The sequence below is a fragment of the Paenibacillus sp. FSL H8-0079 genome (genome assembly GCF_037991315.1).
In the GTDB taxonomy this organism is placed as follows: domain Bacteria; phylum Bacillota; class Bacilli; order Paenibacillales; family Paenibacillaceae; genus Paenibacillus.
In genome coordinates this window covers 628,607-646,029 of the sequence record NZ_CP150300.1, presented here as the reverse complement: position 1 = coordinate 646,029, position 17,423 = coordinate 628,607, and the positions used below count along the sequence as shown (strand labels likewise).

14 protein-coding genes and 2 rRNA genes are annotated in these 17,423 nt (G+C 47.1%); 2 read left to right on the top strand and 14 right to left on the bottom strand.

Annotated features, from left to right (window positions below; genetic code table 11):
* Window positions 1–99 precede the first annotated feature (99 nt).
* Window positions 100–2,445 (bottom strand): heavy metal translocating P-type ATPase, encoded by a 2,346-nt coding sequence (locus MHI06_RS03020; RefSeq protein WP_340400366.1) that lies wholly within the window; start codon window positions 2,443–2,445, stop codon window positions 100–102.
* Window positions 2,446–2,672: 227 nt separating this feature from the next.
* On the opposite strand from MHI06_RS03020, the gene MHI06_RS03015 reads away from it, so the two are divergent.
* A complete protein-coding gene (locus MHI06_RS03015; RefSeq protein ID WP_169482782.1) occupies window positions 2,673–3,044 on the top strand; it encodes a metalloregulator ArsR/SmtB family transcription factor in 372 nt (123 codons plus the stop codon).
* Between the two features lie 154 nt (window positions 3,045–3,198).
* Here MHI06_RS03015 and MHI06_RS03010 read toward each other — a convergent pair whose 3' ends face one another.
* The 10 genes from MHI06_RS03010 to MHI06_RS02965 form a co-directional block, all read right to left on the bottom strand.
* Window positions 3,199–4,359 carry an AI-2E family transporter gene (locus MHI06_RS03010; protein ID WP_169482783.1) on the bottom strand — a complete coding sequence of 387 codons (1,161 nt, stop codon included), beginning with the start codon at window positions 4,357–4,359 and terminating at the stop codon, window positions 3,199–3,201.
* Window positions 4,360–4,672: 313 nt separating this feature from the next.
* Window positions 4,673–5,707: an LLM class flavin-dependent oxidoreductase gene (locus MHI06_RS03005; RefSeq protein ID WP_340400365.1), complete on the bottom strand. Its 1,035-nt coding sequence runs from the start codon at window positions 5,705–5,707 to the stop codon at window positions 4,673–4,675.
* A 156-nt stretch (window positions 5,708–5,863) separates the two neighbouring features.
* Complete coding sequence (locus MHI06_RS03000) at window positions 5,864–6,175, bottom strand: helix-turn-helix transcriptional regulator (protein ID WP_062837657.1); 312 nt, start codon at window positions 6,173–6,175, stop codon at window positions 5,864–5,866.
* 114 nt (window positions 6,176–6,289) lie between these two features.
* Window positions 6,290–6,871 (bottom strand): NAD(P)H-dependent oxidoreductase, encoded by a 582-nt coding sequence (locus tag MHI06_RS02995; RefSeq protein ID WP_340400363.1) that lies wholly within the window; start codon window positions 6,869–6,871, stop codon window positions 6,290–6,292.
* 167 nt (window positions 6,872–7,038) lie between these two features.
* Window positions 7,039–7,482 (bottom strand): MarR family transcriptional regulator, encoded by a 444-nt coding sequence (locus MHI06_RS02990; RefSeq protein WP_340400362.1) that lies wholly within the window; start codon window positions 7,480–7,482, stop codon window positions 7,039–7,041.
* A 135-nt stretch (window positions 7,483–7,617) separates the two neighbouring features.
* Window positions 7,618–8,295, bottom strand: coding sequence for an NAD(P)H-dependent oxidoreductase (locus tag MHI06_RS02985; protein ID WP_340400361.1), 678 nt, complete (start codon window positions 8,293–8,295; stop codon window positions 7,618–7,620).
* A gap of 165 nt (window positions 8,296–8,460) precedes the next feature.
* Window positions 8,461–8,919, bottom strand: coding sequence for a DUF523 domain-containing protein (locus tag MHI06_RS02980; RefSeq protein WP_340402043.1), 459 nt, complete (start codon window positions 8,917–8,919; stop codon window positions 8,461–8,463).
* Window positions 8,920–8,978: 59 nt separating this feature from the next.
* On the bottom strand, window positions 8,979–10,247 hold the full coding sequence (locus MHI06_RS02975) for a hypothetical protein (RefSeq protein WP_340400360.1): 1,269 nt from the start codon (window positions 10,245–10,247) through the stop codon (window positions 8,979–8,981).
* Window positions 10,244–10,822, bottom strand: coding sequence for a sigma-70 family RNA polymerase sigma factor (locus tag MHI06_RS02970; protein ID WP_340400359.1), 579 nt, complete (start codon window positions 10,820–10,822; stop codon window positions 10,244–10,246). Before MHI06_RS02970 ends, MHI06_RS02975 begins: the two co-directional genes overlap by 4 nt.
* 230 nt (window positions 10,823–11,052) lie before the next feature.
* Complete coding sequence (locus MHI06_RS02965) at window positions 11,053–11,787, bottom strand: class I SAM-dependent methyltransferase (protein ID WP_340400358.1); 735 nt, start codon at window positions 11,785–11,787, stop codon at window positions 11,053–11,055.
* A 162-nt stretch (window positions 11,788–11,949) separates the two neighbouring features.
* Between MHI06_RS02965 and MHI06_RS02960 the strand changes: the two genes are divergently transcribed.
* Window positions 11,950–13,305, top strand: coding sequence for an MATE family efflux transporter (locus MHI06_RS02960; RefSeq protein ID WP_340400357.1), 1,356 nt, complete (start codon window positions 11,950–11,952; stop codon window positions 13,303–13,305).
* A gap of 157 nt (window positions 13,306–13,462) precedes the next feature.
* Here the strand turns inward: MHI06_RS02960 and MHI06_RS02955 are convergent, their stop codons facing one another.
* The 3 genes from MHI06_RS02955 to MHI06_RS02945 all read right to left on the bottom strand — a co-directional run bounded on the left by MHI06_RS02955 (window position 13,463) and on the right by MHI06_RS02945 (window position 17,211).
* Window positions 13,463–13,816: a FlxA-like family protein gene (locus MHI06_RS02955; RefSeq protein WP_340400356.1), complete on the bottom strand. Its 354-nt coding sequence runs from the start codon at window positions 13,814–13,816 to the stop codon at window positions 13,463–13,465.
* A 275-nt stretch (window positions 13,817–14,091) separates the two neighbouring features.
* Window positions 14,092–14,208, bottom strand: a 5S ribosomal RNA gene (rrf, locus tag MHI06_RS02950).
* Between the two features lie 77 nt (window positions 14,209–14,285).
* Window positions 14,286–17,211, bottom strand: a 23S ribosomal RNA gene (locus MHI06_RS02945).
* Window positions 17,212–17,423: the final 212 nt, after the last annotated feature.

Here is a 17,423-nt window from a genome sequence, read left to right as displayed (position 1 = left end):
TCCCCTTCTCTACATAACTTCTCATCAACATAATGCCTTGAAAAAATATAAAAACGGCTCTACGTATATACGAAGAGCCGCCTGATTCGTTTCGTAAACTTAGATATTCTTCACACGAAGTACACGCATGGCGTTCAGAACAGCCAGCACCGTAACACCGACATCGGAGAATACCGCTTCCCACATGGTGGCAATACCGAACACACCCAGTAGCAGGAAGATCGCCTTAACACCTAGGGCGAACGCAATATTTTGCCATACAATCATTCGTGTCCGCTTCGCAATACGGATTGCGCTGGCTAGTTTTGACGGTTCATCTGTCATGATGACCACATCAGCCGCTTCAATCGCGGCATCTGAACCGAGTCCACCCATCGCTACGCCCACGTCAGCGCGTGCCAGCACAGGTGTATCGTTAATACCGTCACCGACAAACACCATTTTTTCCTTCGGAGATTTGGCAGCTTCCAGTTGTTCCAGACGTTCGACTTTATCCTGTGGCAGCAATTCAGCATAGACCTCATCCACACCCAGCTCACGTCCTACCGCTTCACCCACGGCTTTGGCATCACCTGTCAACATGACCGTTTTGCGGATGCCGAGCCTCTTCAGTGCTTGAATGGCAGCAGCTGCATCGTCCTTCACTTCATCGGCTATGATCAGATGACCAACATATGCCCCAGCCTGAGCAACGTGGACTATCGTTCCTACCGTCTCTGGTGTGCTATACGATATACCCGCCTGCTCCATTAGTTTGGCGTTGCCTGCAAGCACTTCCTGACCATCGACGCTCACCTTGATCCCGTGTCCGGCAACTTCATCATAGCCCTCCACACCTTGCGTTGGGATATCTTTGGCCCAAGCTGTACGAATGGATTCGGCAATCGGATGATTGGAATTCGCTTCGGCAATGGCCGCCAGCTTCATCAGTTCTTCTTCCGTACGTCCACCTTCGGGACGTATGGCTGTTACTTTAAATACACCTTTGGTTAGTGTACCCGTTTTATCGAAAACAACGACTTTCACATCGTTCAACGCTTCAAGGTAGTTACTGCCTTTGACGAGAATCCCGTTACGTGAAGCCGCTCCGATGCCGCCAAAGAATCCAAGTGGAATAGAGACCACAAGCGCACAAGGGCATGAGATAACCAGGAAGACCAAGGCTCGATAGATCCAATCAGCAAATGTTGCACCACTAAGTATCAACGGCGGAACAAATGCAATCAAGGCAGCAAGGATAACAACAACCGGTGTGTAATAACGAGCGAATTTACTAATAAAATGTTCTGTTTTCGCCTTCCGGCTACTCGCGTTCTGCACCAGATCCAAAATTTTGGATACCGTTGATTCACCAAACGTTTTGGTCACTTCAATCGTCAACATACCGTTTTTGTTCACAAAACCGCTTAGTACATCACTACCTGGCTCCAACTCACGAGGTACCGATTCCCCTGTCAGAGCAGAAGTGTCCACCATAGAACGTCCAGTTCTTACGATACCGTCCAGCGGTACTCGCTCGCCTGCTTTCACCACAATTCGATCACCAATCTGTACTTCTTCAGGAGATACACGCCGGGTTTCGTCACCCGAACCCGTCAGAATATTCGCGTAATCCGGGCGAATGTCCATGAGCGCCTGAATGGATTTGCGTGATCGATTAACCGCCATACCCTGAAACAGCTCCCCGAGCTGATAGAAGAGCATGACGGCTACCCCTTCCGGATACTCTCCAATAGCAAAGGCACCTAAGGTAGCCACGGACATCAGGAAGTATTCATCGAACACTTGGCCGCGAATGATGTTTTTGGACGCCTGAAGCACAATATCTCCCCCGGCGATCAGATACGCGAGCGCATAGAGAGCAAATTGCACCCAACCCTCCAGCGGCGACCAGATGGCAGCTGCGAGCAACACAGAACCAGCAGCAAGACGAGCAAGTAATACTTTCGTCTGTCCAGCACCGTGTTCATGCGAATGGCCTGCATGAGCATCATGATCATGCGTATGGCTATGATCATGCCCAGCATGACTTCCGTGCTCATGCACATGACCATGTGTGTGTCCCTCTGAATCTGAGTGATCATGTGTATGCGAGTGTTTGCCATGTGAATGTCCATGATGATGTCCTGCATGGTCATGACTGTGGTTATGCGTGCCAGCTGCACTCCCTGTATGAGTGTGCACATGTCCGTTCACATGTTTTCCTTTTTCCGAGATGCGTATATGCGGCTCTAGCCGCAGCACTTTGCGTTTGGCTTCTTCCACTACCTGCTCATCCATATCGGAAGTGGTGTGCATCGATAACGTTTTGGTAACGAAATTGACAGAGCATTCGCTGATGCCTTTAATTTTTTTGACGCCATTTTCAATCTTTAATGCGCAGTTCGCACAATCCAATCCATCAAGCAGCAGTTCCCTTTTCACCTGTTCCTGTCCGGTTCCCATGTGAATTCTCCCCTTTGCAGTACGAAAACGATGTTATTATTCAATTACATTCAATATATGAGCAATCATTCATATGTTTGGTTACCCCTATTATATGCGCGCCTAAACATGAGTGTCAACAATCGTTGTTGATTTTTCATACAGATTATGCTAATAGTAATCATTTCGCTTTAGGCGGGTTTTGGATATAATAGAGCTATAGTTGTTAACATAGGCGGTGATAGGAAATGGAACAACCGGTTAAAGCACCAAGCGAATGTGATGCAGCCTGCTCGGGTACTGAAGCCGACGTGCAGACGATTCGCACTTCACTCATAGATCGGGAGACCTCTACCGAGATGGCGGATTGGTTTAAGGCATTCAGTGATCCAACACGTCTACGTATTATTGATGCGCTGTTACAGAAGGAATTATGTGTTCATGACCTGACGGTTTTGCTGGATATGGGTCAATCGGCCATTTCACACCAGCTACGCTCACTCCGCAACATGCGGATCGTCAAGCGGCGCAAGGAAGGCAAGACCGTGTATTACTCTCTTGACGATACTCATATTGAGCAGATCTTCCTGCAAACGCTCCAGCATATTAAACACAGCTAGGCAGCAGCCAAGCTTGTTCATGAAGAAGAACCCCCGCCTCTCGGCTATATGCCGATGGACGGGGGTTCTTCTTGGTAAGGATACCGTTTTTTACAGGATGGATATAAAGTAACTACTCCTTCTGATTACCGATCAATTGGTGCTTGCCACTCCATTACAAAAGATTGTTCTTGTTCGGATCGTACAGGCCAGATCTGTCCTTGAACCAGTTGAAGATATGCGATACACATACTTTCAGCACCGCGTATCCTGGAACAGCAAGCAGAATGCCCACGACTCCAAACAGATTACCCGAAGTCAGAATGACAAAGATAATCGTGATGGGATGAATCTTCAGCGTTTTACCCATGATCTGTGGCGAGATGAATTTACCTTCAATTAACTGCACGATTGTCCATACAGCAACCATCTTCAGCAGCATCACCGGTGAAGTAACGAGAGCCACGATCAACGCAGGGGTAATCGCAATTGCAGGTCCCAGATACGGAACAACACTCGTGAACGATGCAATGATGGCAAGAATCAGCGCGTAATCCAGACCAATGATCATATAACCGATGTAGAGCAGAATACCGATGCAGAAGCTGACGATAATCTGTCCACGAATGAATGAACTGATCTGATGATTGATGTCTTCCAGCACATGCATTGCACCCGTACGGCTCTTAATCGGCAGGAAAGACAGAATTTTCGATGGCAGCTTCTTGCCGTCTTTCAGCAGATAGAACAGAATGAACGGAACCGTTACGATGGACAGTACGATCTCAGTGAAAGCTCCAAGGAACCCACCCAATGTGCTCCAGGTTGAGTCAAGAATTTCCGCAGCCTTCTGGGAAGCTGTTCTCCACAGATCCTGCCAGTTCATGTTGAGCGTTTCCTGGACCTGACCAAACAGCTGACTACCCGTCAATTCCTCAAATTGCTGTCTTACCGTCTCACTGTACGTTGGGAAATTCGCGATAAGCCCCATAATCTGATTGCGAAGCACTGGAATGACTGCCAGCACTACGACGGTCAGAATGCCTCCAATCGCTAGATACAGGATCAGAATGGACCAGCCTCGCTTGATTTTCCACCTTTCCATCACATCCACAATCGGATTGAGCAGGTAGTAGAGTATGCCCGACAGAATAATAGGTAGCACAATGGTCTTGATGAGTACTGCAAGCGGATGAAGAACAAAAGATACTTTGGTCAGAACCATCACATTCAGTCCTACCAGCAACAGAATTAGCAGAAATAGGACAAACTTGTTGTTAAGAAAAAATCGCTTGAACCGATCCGGCCAAACGCGGGATTGCTCAGGTTGCTCCATAGGCGTGTCGTCCTCTCTCATGTACCCTTAATCAAAACTAAACTATAACTCTAGATGAATGCCCCTTGCATGTAAAAAAATTACCTTGTACAAGCCAACATATGTATAACACTCTGGATTTATACGTATGGTGCTGTTTAACCGTTTCAAATTAACCCGGTAAAGTCATTTTACCCCAAAATGAGTCTTCTGCCCCACACCAATCATTTGCAAATTCTCCCTATTCAAAAACGGCTCGCCTCACTGGGAGACGAACCGTTAATTTGTAGCTATAAGCTTACCATCAAACCAGCTTTTACGCTGAAAATGAAGATTAAGCTTTTCCCGCCAATTGTGCGATCAATTCATAGGAGTGCAGACGTGCCTTATGATCATAGATCATCGACGTAATAATCAGCTCATCTGCCTGCGTCTGCCGAATGAAGGATTCCAGCTGTCCACGTACCGTTTCTGGTGAACCGTTAACAGCTGCTTTCAGCGTCTGCTCAACACCCGCCTTCTCGCGGTCCGTCCATTTGCCTTCCATCTCTGCCGGAGGCTGTACCAATCCGGTTGTGCCGCGAATAATGTTCAGGAACTGCTGTTGCATCGTTGTACCCAGCCATGCTGCTTCCTCGTCTGTATCCGCAACAACAGCGTTAACACCCACAATCACATGCGGCTCCTTCAAGCTGTCAGATGGTTGGAAGTTATTTCGATATGTTTCTAGTGCAATTCGGGTGTAATCGGGCGAGAAGTGGCTGGCAAAAGCAAATGGCAATCCCAGCTGACCCGCCAGACGTGCGCTGAAATCACTGGAACCCAGCAGGTAAATCGGAATATTCAGTCCTTCTCCCGGTACAGCGCGAACAGGCGCGTGATACGATGTCGCCGAAGCATCAAAGTATGCTCTGAGTTCTGCCAGCAGTTCCGGGAAATCTTCTCCGCTGTTCAGATCTTTGCGCAGCGCCAGCGATGTACGGCGGTCACTGCCTGGTGCCCGACCCAGTCCGAGATCAATTCTGCCTGGATACAGGGACTCTAATGTACCGAACTGCTCTGCGATAACTAACGGTGCATGGTTGGGCAACATGATGCCTCCTGAACCAAGACGAATCGTCTTGGTTCCACCAGCCAGATATCCAATAACAACCGAAGTTGCGGAAGAGGCAATACCCGGCATGTTGTGATGTTCAGCTACCCAATAACGGTGATATCCCCAACGCTCTGCATGCTGTGCCAGATCCAAACTGTTGCGCAAAGCATCAGAAGGTGTTGCACCCACTACGACAGGAGCCAGATCCAGGATGGAAAGCTTAACGTCATGAATATGTTCTTTATGGGATGAAGCCGTATTTTCTGTAGTCATTATTGTTTAATCTCCTCGATGATTATATTTTTGTATATCCAGATATATAGATTAATTAAATCGCGACTGGATAAAATGTGATCATAAAATAGCCGTTTACATCCGGACGGAATCCTTGCCTGCATGTGCATCCTAGCTTCCGTTCCGGCATCCGGCTTATAACTCGTTCTGCACGTACTCGGCAAACTGACGGATCGTCTCTTCGTTGCGCCGATAATACGTCCATTGTCCTCTTCGCTCGGAGAGCAGTAACCCTGCTTTGAGCATGGTCAGCAGATAACTGGATATAACCGACTGAGCCAGTCCAGCCTTCATTTGAATCGTGCCAACACAGATTCCGTTCTTGCCACCATCCGGATGCTGAGATAGTTCCAGCGGTGGGAAGTGTTGCTCCGGGTTTTTGAGCCACAACAAGATTTGTCTACGTGTCTCGTTCGATAATGCTTTGAATATAAGTATAGGTTCCATGGGTACGATTATACCCCCTTTCATCCATTTTGCAAACACATGAACAAACAAACCGACTCATAATCGAGTCGGTCTGGTATCATATGGAATTCTTATAGCGAATCCAAATCCATATTAGAATTTGGTCGTAACCGTTTGTTTAACCTGATCCAACATCGCTTGATATGCTGGTGCATCCAGGTATCCAATACTTCCAAAGAGCAGATGATCTACGGCTTCAATGCCTACAAAGTTGAAGATACCTACGTCTGAGGTTACTTTCAAACCAGCAGTCATGCCAATCTGATCGTAGATTTCACTAGGAGTACCATGTGTATTAATGATGAGGCCTTTTTTGCCTGTCAGCAATTTCTCGATTCCCGCTTCACCCGCTACATAAGCAAAACCATAGGCGAATACACGGTCAACATACCCTTTCAGAATGGCAGGAAGACCTGTCCACCAGATCGGATAGATGAATGTAATGGCTTCTGCATCCGTAACAAACTGTTGCTCTGTAGCGATATCCTGTGGTGTCTGTCCTGCACGCATGGAAGCTGTGTCAGCTTCAGTCAGTACCGGTTGGAATCCAAGTTTGTACAAGTCACGAACGACCACTTCATGGCCTTGAGCTTCGAGAGCTTCTACAGCAGTATTGAGGATTGCGTTATTGAAGCTGTCTGTGTGCGGGTGAGCATATACGATAAGGTGTTTCATAGTGTTAATCCCTCCAGGTTTGGTTTGAGTTAGGTTGCGAAAATGGGGTTACTTTGATACGTTCCCGCATACATAGATATCTATGTATATGGGCAAAAAAATATTTGGGCTCCTCTGCCTCCACCTTAGTCAAATCTGGAAGGGTTGCAGACAGAAGAGTTCATTCATTATAACTTTCGGACAATAATGGATAGCAAGCTCTCCAATTGCTCCGACTGTTCATCGGACAGACCGCTATAGATGATGTCATTAATCTGCTCTGATACCTGATGGAATATCGGTTCAAGCCGCTTCCCCTGTTCGGTAAGGCGAATCATCGTCACTCGGCTATCTTCGGCACTCTTACTGCGCTCGACATATCCAAGCTTCTCCAGCTTATTGACCAGTACAGTTACTGTTGGTTGCGTGCGTTGAACGCGTTCCGCCAGCATCTTGATCGAGAGCGTCTCTTCCCGGTACAAAAACATTAATACATCCCCATGAGATGGGACAATGCCTGTCACTTCATGCTGTTCCAATTCGTGAACAATCCGTTTGTTGACATGATCTCTGATTCTTGCAATCAGTGCAATTGCGTTGTATTTTGGCATGACCTTATTATACATAGACATCTATGTAATTTCAAGTGCTTTTTTAAATAAACAAAAACAGCCCTTTCCATCCTTTTAATGTGGAAAATATCGGGCTGTTTCGATCTGGTTCTATTCCTGTAAGGTTAGATCACGGTTGTTGGATTCATACTAATTTTAGTTAATCCATTGGGTGATTTTTTCAACAGATTGTCGGGATTTCTCACGTTTGGGTTCCTCTGCCCGATAACCGAAGGCTGCCATCACCGAGACGTCCCATGCGCCATCCTCCAGTAAACCCTCTTCTTCCAACATACGATGGACATCCTCACGGCTAAAACCTTCGATCGGACAGGAATCAATTTCGATCTGAGCTGCTGCCGTCATCATATTGCCGAGTGCAATATACGTCTGTTTGGATGCCCAGTCGAATAGTGATCGCGGATTCTCCAGAATTCTCTGGTTATTTTGGAACTTTCCATATGCCGCACTTGTTAGCTCAAATACGTCATCCGGCATTTCCTTAATCTCTTTCAGCATGTATTCGGCATAGGGGGAATTAAAACTGGCGTCCGACCGGGCCAAAATAATAACAAAGTGGCTTGCCGTTGCCAATTGCTTTTGAGCGCCAGACGAGAATTCAGACAGACGTTTGCGCAGATCCGAATTTTGAACAATCAAGAATTTCCATGGCTCAAACCCAATGGAACTTGGAGATAATCTACCTGTTTCCAGTATAAATTGGAAATCCTCATCCGCAATTTTGCGAGTATCATCGAAGATCTTCGTTGCATGCCGGAAATGATATGCCTTCAAGATATCTTCCTTTTTCTTTGCCTGTGTTTTATCTTCCATGAATCTCCACGTCCTTCTCTTTATAGTATTATTGTATGTTCAATCGTTAGTGTCGCACATTATTGTTTCTCAGTTTCTAAAAGTAAGTATTGCATCCTTACAAGGAAAATAGCCGCTGCAGGATCATACATTCTCTCCTAGACGGCATATTTTTACACAGGGAATTTACAATTGTTCCATGAATTCTTTTTCCGAAATGACGGTATATCCTTCTTGCTGAAGCAGTGCGGAAGTGACACCTTCACCCTGTACTTTGTGATTGGCAAAGTTTCCATCGTAAATAGTTTTCGTGCCACAGGACGGACTGAACTCCTTCAACACAACACACGACACATTCAGTTTTTTGGCCCATTCCAATGTCTGATAGGCTCCCTTGATATACAGCTCTGTGACGTCCTTGCCACTTTTCTCGATCACTTTCGCCGTGCCTGCCAGCACATCTTTGCCCGTTCCACCGATAATCTCAGCTGGTTCACGGGGTGTGGAAAATCCACCGAGCAATTCCGGACACACCATCTTCGCTTGCTCCTGCTCCACAAGTTCCTGAATCTTGTCATCCAGGCTCGCTGTTCCATTGTAACGGCAGGCTACCCCCGCCAGACATGAACTCACCAAATATTTCATCATTATCTCCTTATGCGCGTTCCATCTATAAAGTAAATTGTAACACATAAGATCAAGCCCTATAGCTCACCTCTGGTAATCATCTTGATCCGTCCATCTTCCCTGTATTCAACCTGAAAAACATCCGTGCTCGACTCCAGTTCAAATGTGACCATTCCTGGATGGTCAGGATTACGATGAAGTTTATACGCTTGAAGATTCACTTTAAATATTATTTTAATGATGGGTTCCACTTTTTCTCTCAGCAGAGACTCCTCTATATTATATAAATTCTCATGGTAAGCCTCTATTTCTTCCCAGTCTGCAAAGTCTTGCTTATAATAATTGGCATCACCAACAGTGTAGCCCAAGCCCTCTTTTCCTTCGGTCATCTGCACAAAGTAGTTATTTTCAAATCTAATAAAAATGGTATCCTTACCAAGCTCATTATCTTTTGTGCGAATCATACTTTTTGCAGTTGAAGTTGATTTTCCAGACAAGGCTTCAACAGCTATCTTGGCATCTTTCATCGAGGTGTGGGATATCTGATCTGGTCTCAATTCGCCCGTGATCGAAACAGTTTTATCCTGCTCCCATATGATCTCCCCATAGCCAGTCTCATTTTCTAACCATAATGTCGTATGCGATATCGGCCCCGTTTCCCCTTGCTTCATACTCACATAACGTCGTGCTGATGCAGGTTTAAGCGTTGGAGTGCTGCCTATACTTTGCAAAAGCGATGGAACTTGACGCAGATAACGGTGCTCTAGCTCGTTCGGCTGCATCTCACGTCTCATCTGTACTTCACGCAGATTGCCTGTTGTCGCATCGAGCCATATCTGCGCGTACTCCTTCTCACTTTCATTTCCAGCCTCTACATATATTCTGCCGGACACAGGCAAGTCTTCCACTTTCGTAATCTTCAGCTGTTTACCCAAATCGTCTCGCATGGTAGTCGCAACATTCCTTTTCATCTTATCCGTTAGTAGATTGACGCTCAGATCATCGGACAACTGTAACGCTGCCGTCGGATAGACCTGTTCGATCACAGGTTTCACCAGCTGTCCATCATCCCAGCTCCATAGGAACAATCCAGCAGCAATAACCAACGCACCCGTACCTGCAACAAGAGGCCCTCTTTTAGAGCGACGCTTGTGTGAAACGTTGCCTACTTGCGGTCTAGACAACCTGGAAATGCCTTCTGACCTATCTCCCTTGCTTCCAACTTCCGACTTCTTCATCCACTCCACCTGTTGAAGCACATTCCGCTTGTGATCCTCTGTAAAAGGAGTCGAATCAAACGGTCCCTTCCGGATTTCCTTTTCCCATTGCTCATCCTTGTGTCTCATTCGCTTCGCTCCTCCCAATGTTTCCGTACCTTATCCTTACCTCGGGATAGTCTGGATTTCACTGTGCCTAAGCTGATTTTCAACATCTCTGCAATCTCACTTGTCGTAAGCTCATACTTCAGATTCAGCAAAAGAATCTCCCGGAATTTCTTCGGCAACGCCAGAACAATATCCCAGATTTCATGGACATGCTCCTTGCGCATCACTTCCATCTCTGCCGAAGGATGAGCAGACTGAGATGGAACCATGACTCTCTGGCCCGAAAGCCCCCGCTCTGTCTCAATAGATAATGTCTCTCCCCACAGACTGCTGCGAAAAAATCTGGATTTTCGATATGTAAAAGTCGTGTTCCTAGTAATTGTCAGTAGCCACGTCTTCAATGAGCACTCTCCCCGATAATGAGCGATCCCCGAATACGCTCGGCTAAATACCTCCTGTGACAAGTCATCTGCCTGTTCGGCACTTTTAGTTAGAAAATAAGCGTAATTCCATACGTCATTTCCGTAGTCATCCATCATGCTGCTAAGTGTGTAATTGTCGATCGTCTGAGCCTGTGCCAGAAATTGATAATCCAACTGTTGTTCACCTCATTTAATATGACTGAGTCTAATGTGGTTTAGTTCCCTATTTTGGACATTATTTCTTATTATTGTAGCAAAATAAAAAACAGCATGTTCTACATCGCTGAACACGCTGTTTTCCTTCAAGTTTACGTAGTTAGTAATCTCTATCAGCAAGCTTTTAGGCGAACGCTCCACTTCAACAGTTTCTTTCTGCCCTCTGGTCTAACGAATCATTTTCATCGTTATACTTTCACCGCAGCAATCATCAGAAACATTGGTCTCCGGTTCTCGTCTCTCATGCCTGGAACCTGTTCGATCATCTCCAGCGATGGCTTGGATTCAGATACCTGTTGAATGGAAAACCCTGCCTTAATCAGTTCATTGAGATGTGTTGCCAGTGTACGATGATATTTGACTACGTCCTGATTCAGAAAGTTTGCCACACGCTTCCCTTCCTCATGATAATCATCCACGGGCCAGTGCAGGATCTCACCTTCGGGTCCGTAATGCCAATCCTGCGCAGCACGAGCGGTGAAGATGGGATGTTCAGAGGAAAGGACAAACGTGCCTCCTTGGACAAGACAGTCATTGATTTTGGCGTACACCGTGTCTAACCGTTCAATATAATGCAAAGCCAGCGAACTGATCACAACATCAAATTGTCCAGCTGCAAAATCAATATCTTCAATCGCCAGTTGATTGTACTGGATCTGTGGGTCGTCCGTCATTTCACGAGCACGCTGGAGCATATTTTCAGACAGATCTACACCAATAACTGAACTCGCTTGTTGTTCACGCGCATACCGGCAGTGCCAACCAAAACCACATCCCATATCCAGCACACGCTTGTCCTTCAAATCAGGCAACAAGGTCTGTAATTCATGCCACTCCCCGGCTGCATCCAACCCTTGAACGGAACGAGCCATCTTACTGTAGTTGTGGAAAAACTCAGCTTCATCGTATTTATTTTGTTTCATTAAGAGATTCCTCCCGCCTTATAAATATCCACCTACTCTACCACATAAACGATATTTAAACGCAAAAGTTGCCAAGCGAATTCAAGCCGTGTTATCATACAGAACGAACGTTCAGTATTATTAAATACAGAATGAACATTCAGTTTACTAACGGAGGTCATTATGAATACGAATTGGACGCATCCATTGGAAGGGCAATCTGTAGGTAAAGCTTTTATGAGCTACCTCGTGCCTTCCGTATTGGGGATGCTGGTAGTTGCTTTTAATTTTATTATCGACGGCATTATGGTTGGACACAAACTGGGTTCTACCGCGATGGCCGGGATCGGCATTGCCTCACCTGTCTACACGCTTTTTGTTGCCATGTCGCTGTGGATTGGTATGGGCGGGGCAACCCTGTACTCCAACGCTATGGGTAGAAAAGATATCACAACAGCCAAACAAATTTTCACCAAATCTATTATGCTCATTATGCTCGTTACGATGGCCATTGGATATGTTGCTTTTACATTCAAAGACAAGCTGGTATACTCCCTCGGTGCCAACGCCGAGACCTTCCCGTTTGCTTCGGACTATATGAATATCATGTTGTTGTTCGGGTTCGTCTTCACCATTGAGAATGCACTCTCTGTTTTTGTTCGGAACGATGGGAATCCCAACACATCCATGTACGCTCAGATTACGTTTGCTGTAGCCAATATCATCATCAATTATATAACATTATATGTACTCGAATGGGGTGTACGCGGTGTTGCCCTAGGTACAATCGTGTCGGCATCTCTGGCGCTACTTGTCCTGTTCACTCACTTTTTCAAAAAGACAAATAATCTCACGTTCACCCGGTTCAAATGGAACAACAAATTGCTGGCTTCCCTGCTACTCATTGGTTTCCCCAGCTTTCTGGCTGAACTCGGCATGTCGGTCTTCTCTGTCTCTCACAATATCTCCATGGACCGCATTGCGGGTACCGATGGTGTAGCATCCTTTACCGTGTTGAACTATATTCATGGTGTGGTACTGTTAGCGTTCCTGGGTCTGGCGTCTGCTGCCCAACCTCTGATCAGCTATTATCACGGTGCCAATCAGATTCAACGGGTACAACAAACGATACGTTTAGCTACTAAAACGGCTCTGGCATGCGGTCTACTATTACTGATTGTTGTTCAAATTGGTGCACCTTACTTCGTGCAAATCTTTGGAAACTTCAGTACCGGCGTAACAGATAATGCCGTCTACGGATTACGTATATTTACATTTGCCTATGTGTTTATGGGTGTTAACTTTGTCATGAGCACCTATTTCCAATCTGTAGGTAATGCCAAAATGGCCATCTGGATTACAGCTGCGCGTGAAATGATCATCATGATTGCGTTGATTGCGATCCTCCCTTCCTTCTTTGGTATCACGGGTGTATGGCTTGCTGTACCGCTGTCCGAAATGCTGGTTCTCGCAACTATAGCCTTGTACTATAGAAAACGATCCCTAACGGATCGAATACACGCGTTGCAGTCTGAGTAACGTTAACAGATCGTAACGGCATCAGATAGCAAATAATTGGAACGTAGATAGAATGTAGGTAGACCTCATAAATAAATCTAACAAACAAATAAACAAAAGCCCTGCACGATCAATATAGATCGGTCGGGGCTTTTATTTTATCCTAAATTAGATGTAATTAGATACGTATATCAAATCGACCATTGCTGTCTGTTGTTGCGTTTGCAATCTCCTTAGGGGTAGCTACGCCCATTCCATTGGATGGTGGTTGGACAGGTGGCGCTTCCTTCGTAGCAGTTGTACCGGCTCCTTGAGCGCTTTGCTGTGCAATCTGTGCCTCAATCTGCTTGATCTGCTGTTCAAGCTGTTTGGTCTTAGTCTCCTTGGTCTTCTCATCGTCCTTGCTGGATTGCACTTTCTCCAATTGAGCCTCAAGCTTCGTCTTTTGTTTCTCCAAGCTACTTGAATTGTCTGAACTCGAAGATGTCGATATGTAAGATGTAGTGGAACTGGATGCAGAAGATATATTCATTGCGGTTCTCCTCCTCTTTACTTCGCTTCACTATACCCTAATCCACTGAAGTGTACGTTAAATTCAACTGAAAGGTTGCTGAACGAAACCAAGTGCTGGAAGTCGAATAGATGGAAATATACATACCAGCATTAATAGTCTGATCAATAATATTGAAAGTCTTCATAATAAGTGAAGGATCTTATTTTCGTCTCATCTATAAAGTTAGTTGTTTTCCAGTGTAAAATAATAACACAAAAAGACACACTCGATATCATCAAGTGTGTCTTTATATTGCTTGGCGGCGTCCTACTCTCCCAGGACCCTGCGGTCCAAGTACCATCGGCGCTAGAGGGCTTAACGGTCGTGTTCGGGATGGGTACGTGTGGAACCCCTCCGCTATCGCCACCAAACGCGGTGCTTACATTTCAGAGTTGTTGTTCTCTGAAAACTAGATTCGAAACGAAACATGCGAATTACAACTTGCTAATTGGATAAGCCCTCGACCGATTAGTACTGGTCAGCTCCATGCATTGCTGCACTTCCACCCCCAGCCTATCTACCTCGTCGTCTTCAAGGGGTCTTACATACTGGGAAATCTCATCTTGAGGGGGGCTTCACGCTTAGATGCTTTCAGCGTTTATCCCGTCCGTACATAGCTACCCAGCGGTGCTCCTGGCGGAACAACTGGTACACCAGCGGTACGTCCATCCCGGTCCTCTCGTACTAAGGACAGCTCCTCTCAAATTTCCTACGCCCACGACAGATAGGGACCGAACTGTCTCACGACGTTCTGAACCCAGCTCGCGTACCGCTTTAATGGGCGAACAGCCCAACCCTTGGGACCTACTTCAGCCCCAGGATGCGATGAGCCGACATCGAGGTGCCAAACCTCCCCGTCGATGTGGACTCTTGGGGGAGATAAGCCTGTTATCCCCAGGGTAGCTTTTATCCGTTGAGCGATGGCCCTTCCATGCGGTACCACCGGATCACTAAGCCCGACTTTCGTCCCTGCTCGACTTGTAGGTCTCGCAGTCAAGCTCCCTTATGCCTTTGCACTCTTCGAATGATTTCCAACCATTCTGAGGGAACCTTTGGGCGCCTCCGTTACTCTTTAGGAGGCGACCGCCCCAGTCAAACTGCCCACCTGACACTGTCCCCGTACCGGATTACGGTACTAGGTTAGAACCTAGATACGATCAGGGTGGTATCCCAACGTTGCCTCCACACAAGCTGGCGCTCATGCTTCAAAGGCTCCCACCTATCCTGTACAGATCGTACCCAAATTCAATATCAAGCTGCAGTAAAGCTCCATGGGGTCTTTCCGTCTTGTCGCGGGTAACCTGCATCTTCACAGGTATTAAAATTTCACCGGATCTCTCGTTGAGACAGCGCCCAAGTCGTTACGCCATTCGTGCGGGTCAGAATTTACCTGACAAGGAATTTCGCTACCTTAGGACCGTTATAGTTACGGCCGCCGTTTACTGGGGCTTCGGTTCACAGCTTCGGATTGCTCCTAACCACTCCCCTTAACCTTCCAGCACCGGGCAGGCGTCAGCCCGTATACTTCGCCTTACGGCTTCGCACAGACCTGTGTTTTTGCTAAACAGTCGCTTGGGCCTTTTCACTGCGGCCCCCTCGTGCTATTCACACTACCGGGGCACCCCTTCTCCCGAAGTTACGGGGTCATTTTGCCGAGTTCCTTAACGAGAGTTCTTCCGCGCGCCTTAGAATACTCTTCTCGCCTACCTGTGTCGGTTTGCGGTACGGGCACCATCACCTGGCTAGAGGCTTTTCTTGGCAGTGTGAGATCATGACCTTCGCTACTACAATTTTCGCTCCCCATCACAGCTCAGCCTTACAATGTGCGGATTTGCCTACACATCAGCCTCACTGCTTAGACGGACATCCATCAGTCCGCGTCACTACCCTACTGCGTCCCCCCATTGCTCATAACGGCTTACGGTGGTACAGGAATTTCGACCTGTTGTCCTTCGACTACGCCTTTCGGCCTCGCCTTAGGTCCCGACTTACCCTGAGCGGACGAGCCTTCCTCAGGAACCCTTAGGCTTTCGGCGGATCAGATTCTCACTGATCTTTTCGTTACTCATACCGGCATTCTCACTTGTATAATGTCCAGCGCTCCTTACGGTACACCTTCAACCCTTATACAACGCTCCCCTACCCCTGATGCAAAGCATCAAGCCATAGCTTCGGTGGTGTGTTTAGCCCCGTTACATTTTCGGCGCAGAGTCACTCGACCAGTGAGCTATTACGCACTCTTTCAATGGTGGCTGCTTCTAAGCCAACATCCTGGTTGTCTGTGCAACTCCACATCCTTTTCCACTTAACACACACTTGGGGACCTTAGCTGATGGTCTGGGCTGTTTCCCTTTTGACAATGGATCTTAGCACTCACTGTCTGACTCCCGGAAGTAAGTCTATGGCATTCGGAGTTTGACTGAGCTTGGTAACCCTTGCGGGCCCCGCACCCAATCAGTGCTCTACCTCCACGACTCTGTTTTCCGAGGCTAGCCCTAAAGCTATTTCGGGGAGAACCAGCTATCTCCGAGTTCGATTGGAATTTCTCCGCTACCCCCACCTCATCCCCGCATTTTTCAACATGCGTGGGTTCGGGCCTCCAGTGCGTGTTACCGCACCTTCACCCTGGACAGGGGTAGATCACCCGGTTTCGGGTCTACGTCCACGTACTAAGTCGCCCTATTCAGACTCGCTTTCGCTGCGGCTCCGGCTCTTCACCTTAACCTTGCACGGGAACGTAACTCGCCGGTTCATTCTACAAAAGGCACGCCATCACCCCTAAAACGGGCTCTGACTTTTTGTAAGCACACGGTTTCAGGTTCTATTTCACTCCCCTTCCGGGGTGCTTTTCACCTTTCCCTCACGGTACTGCTTCACTATCGGTCGCTAGGAAGTATTTAGCCTTGGCAGATGGTCCTGCCGGATTCATACGGGGTTTCACGTGCCCCGCACTACTCGGGATCCGTCTCGGAGGGAACCGACTTTCAACTACAGGGCTTTTACCTTCTTTGGCGGGCCTTTCCAGACCTCTTCGCTTAACCGGTTCCTTTGTAACTCCATGTGAGACGTCCCACAACCCCAAAGAGCAAGCTCTTTGGTTTGGGCTTCTCCGCGTTCGCTCGCCGCTACTGACGGAATCACTATTGTTTTCTCTTCCTCAGGGTACTTAGATGTTTCAGTTCCCCTGGTATGCCTCTGCATAACCTATGTATTCAGTTATGAGTAACTGGAAATTACCCCAGCTGGGTTTCCCCATTCGGACACCCCCGGATCAAAGCTTGCTTACAGCTCCCCGAGGCAGTTTCGTTGTTCGCCACGTCCTTCATCGGCTCCTAGCGCCTAGGCATCCTCCGTGTGCTCTTAGTAGCTTAACCTCGTGCTCCGGTTTCGACTGCTCGCTTCCCTTGTTTTGCTTGCGCAAAGCCAAAAGTCGCTCCCATTCGATACCATCGTACGTGCAATCTACCTTATAAAAACACTTCACTTGTTTACACAAGATCAGCTTAAAGGAATGTTCTAATTCGCGTTTGTTTCGTTTCGATATCTAGTTTTCAAAGAACAAGCTCCATGCAAAAGCAAGCTGTTT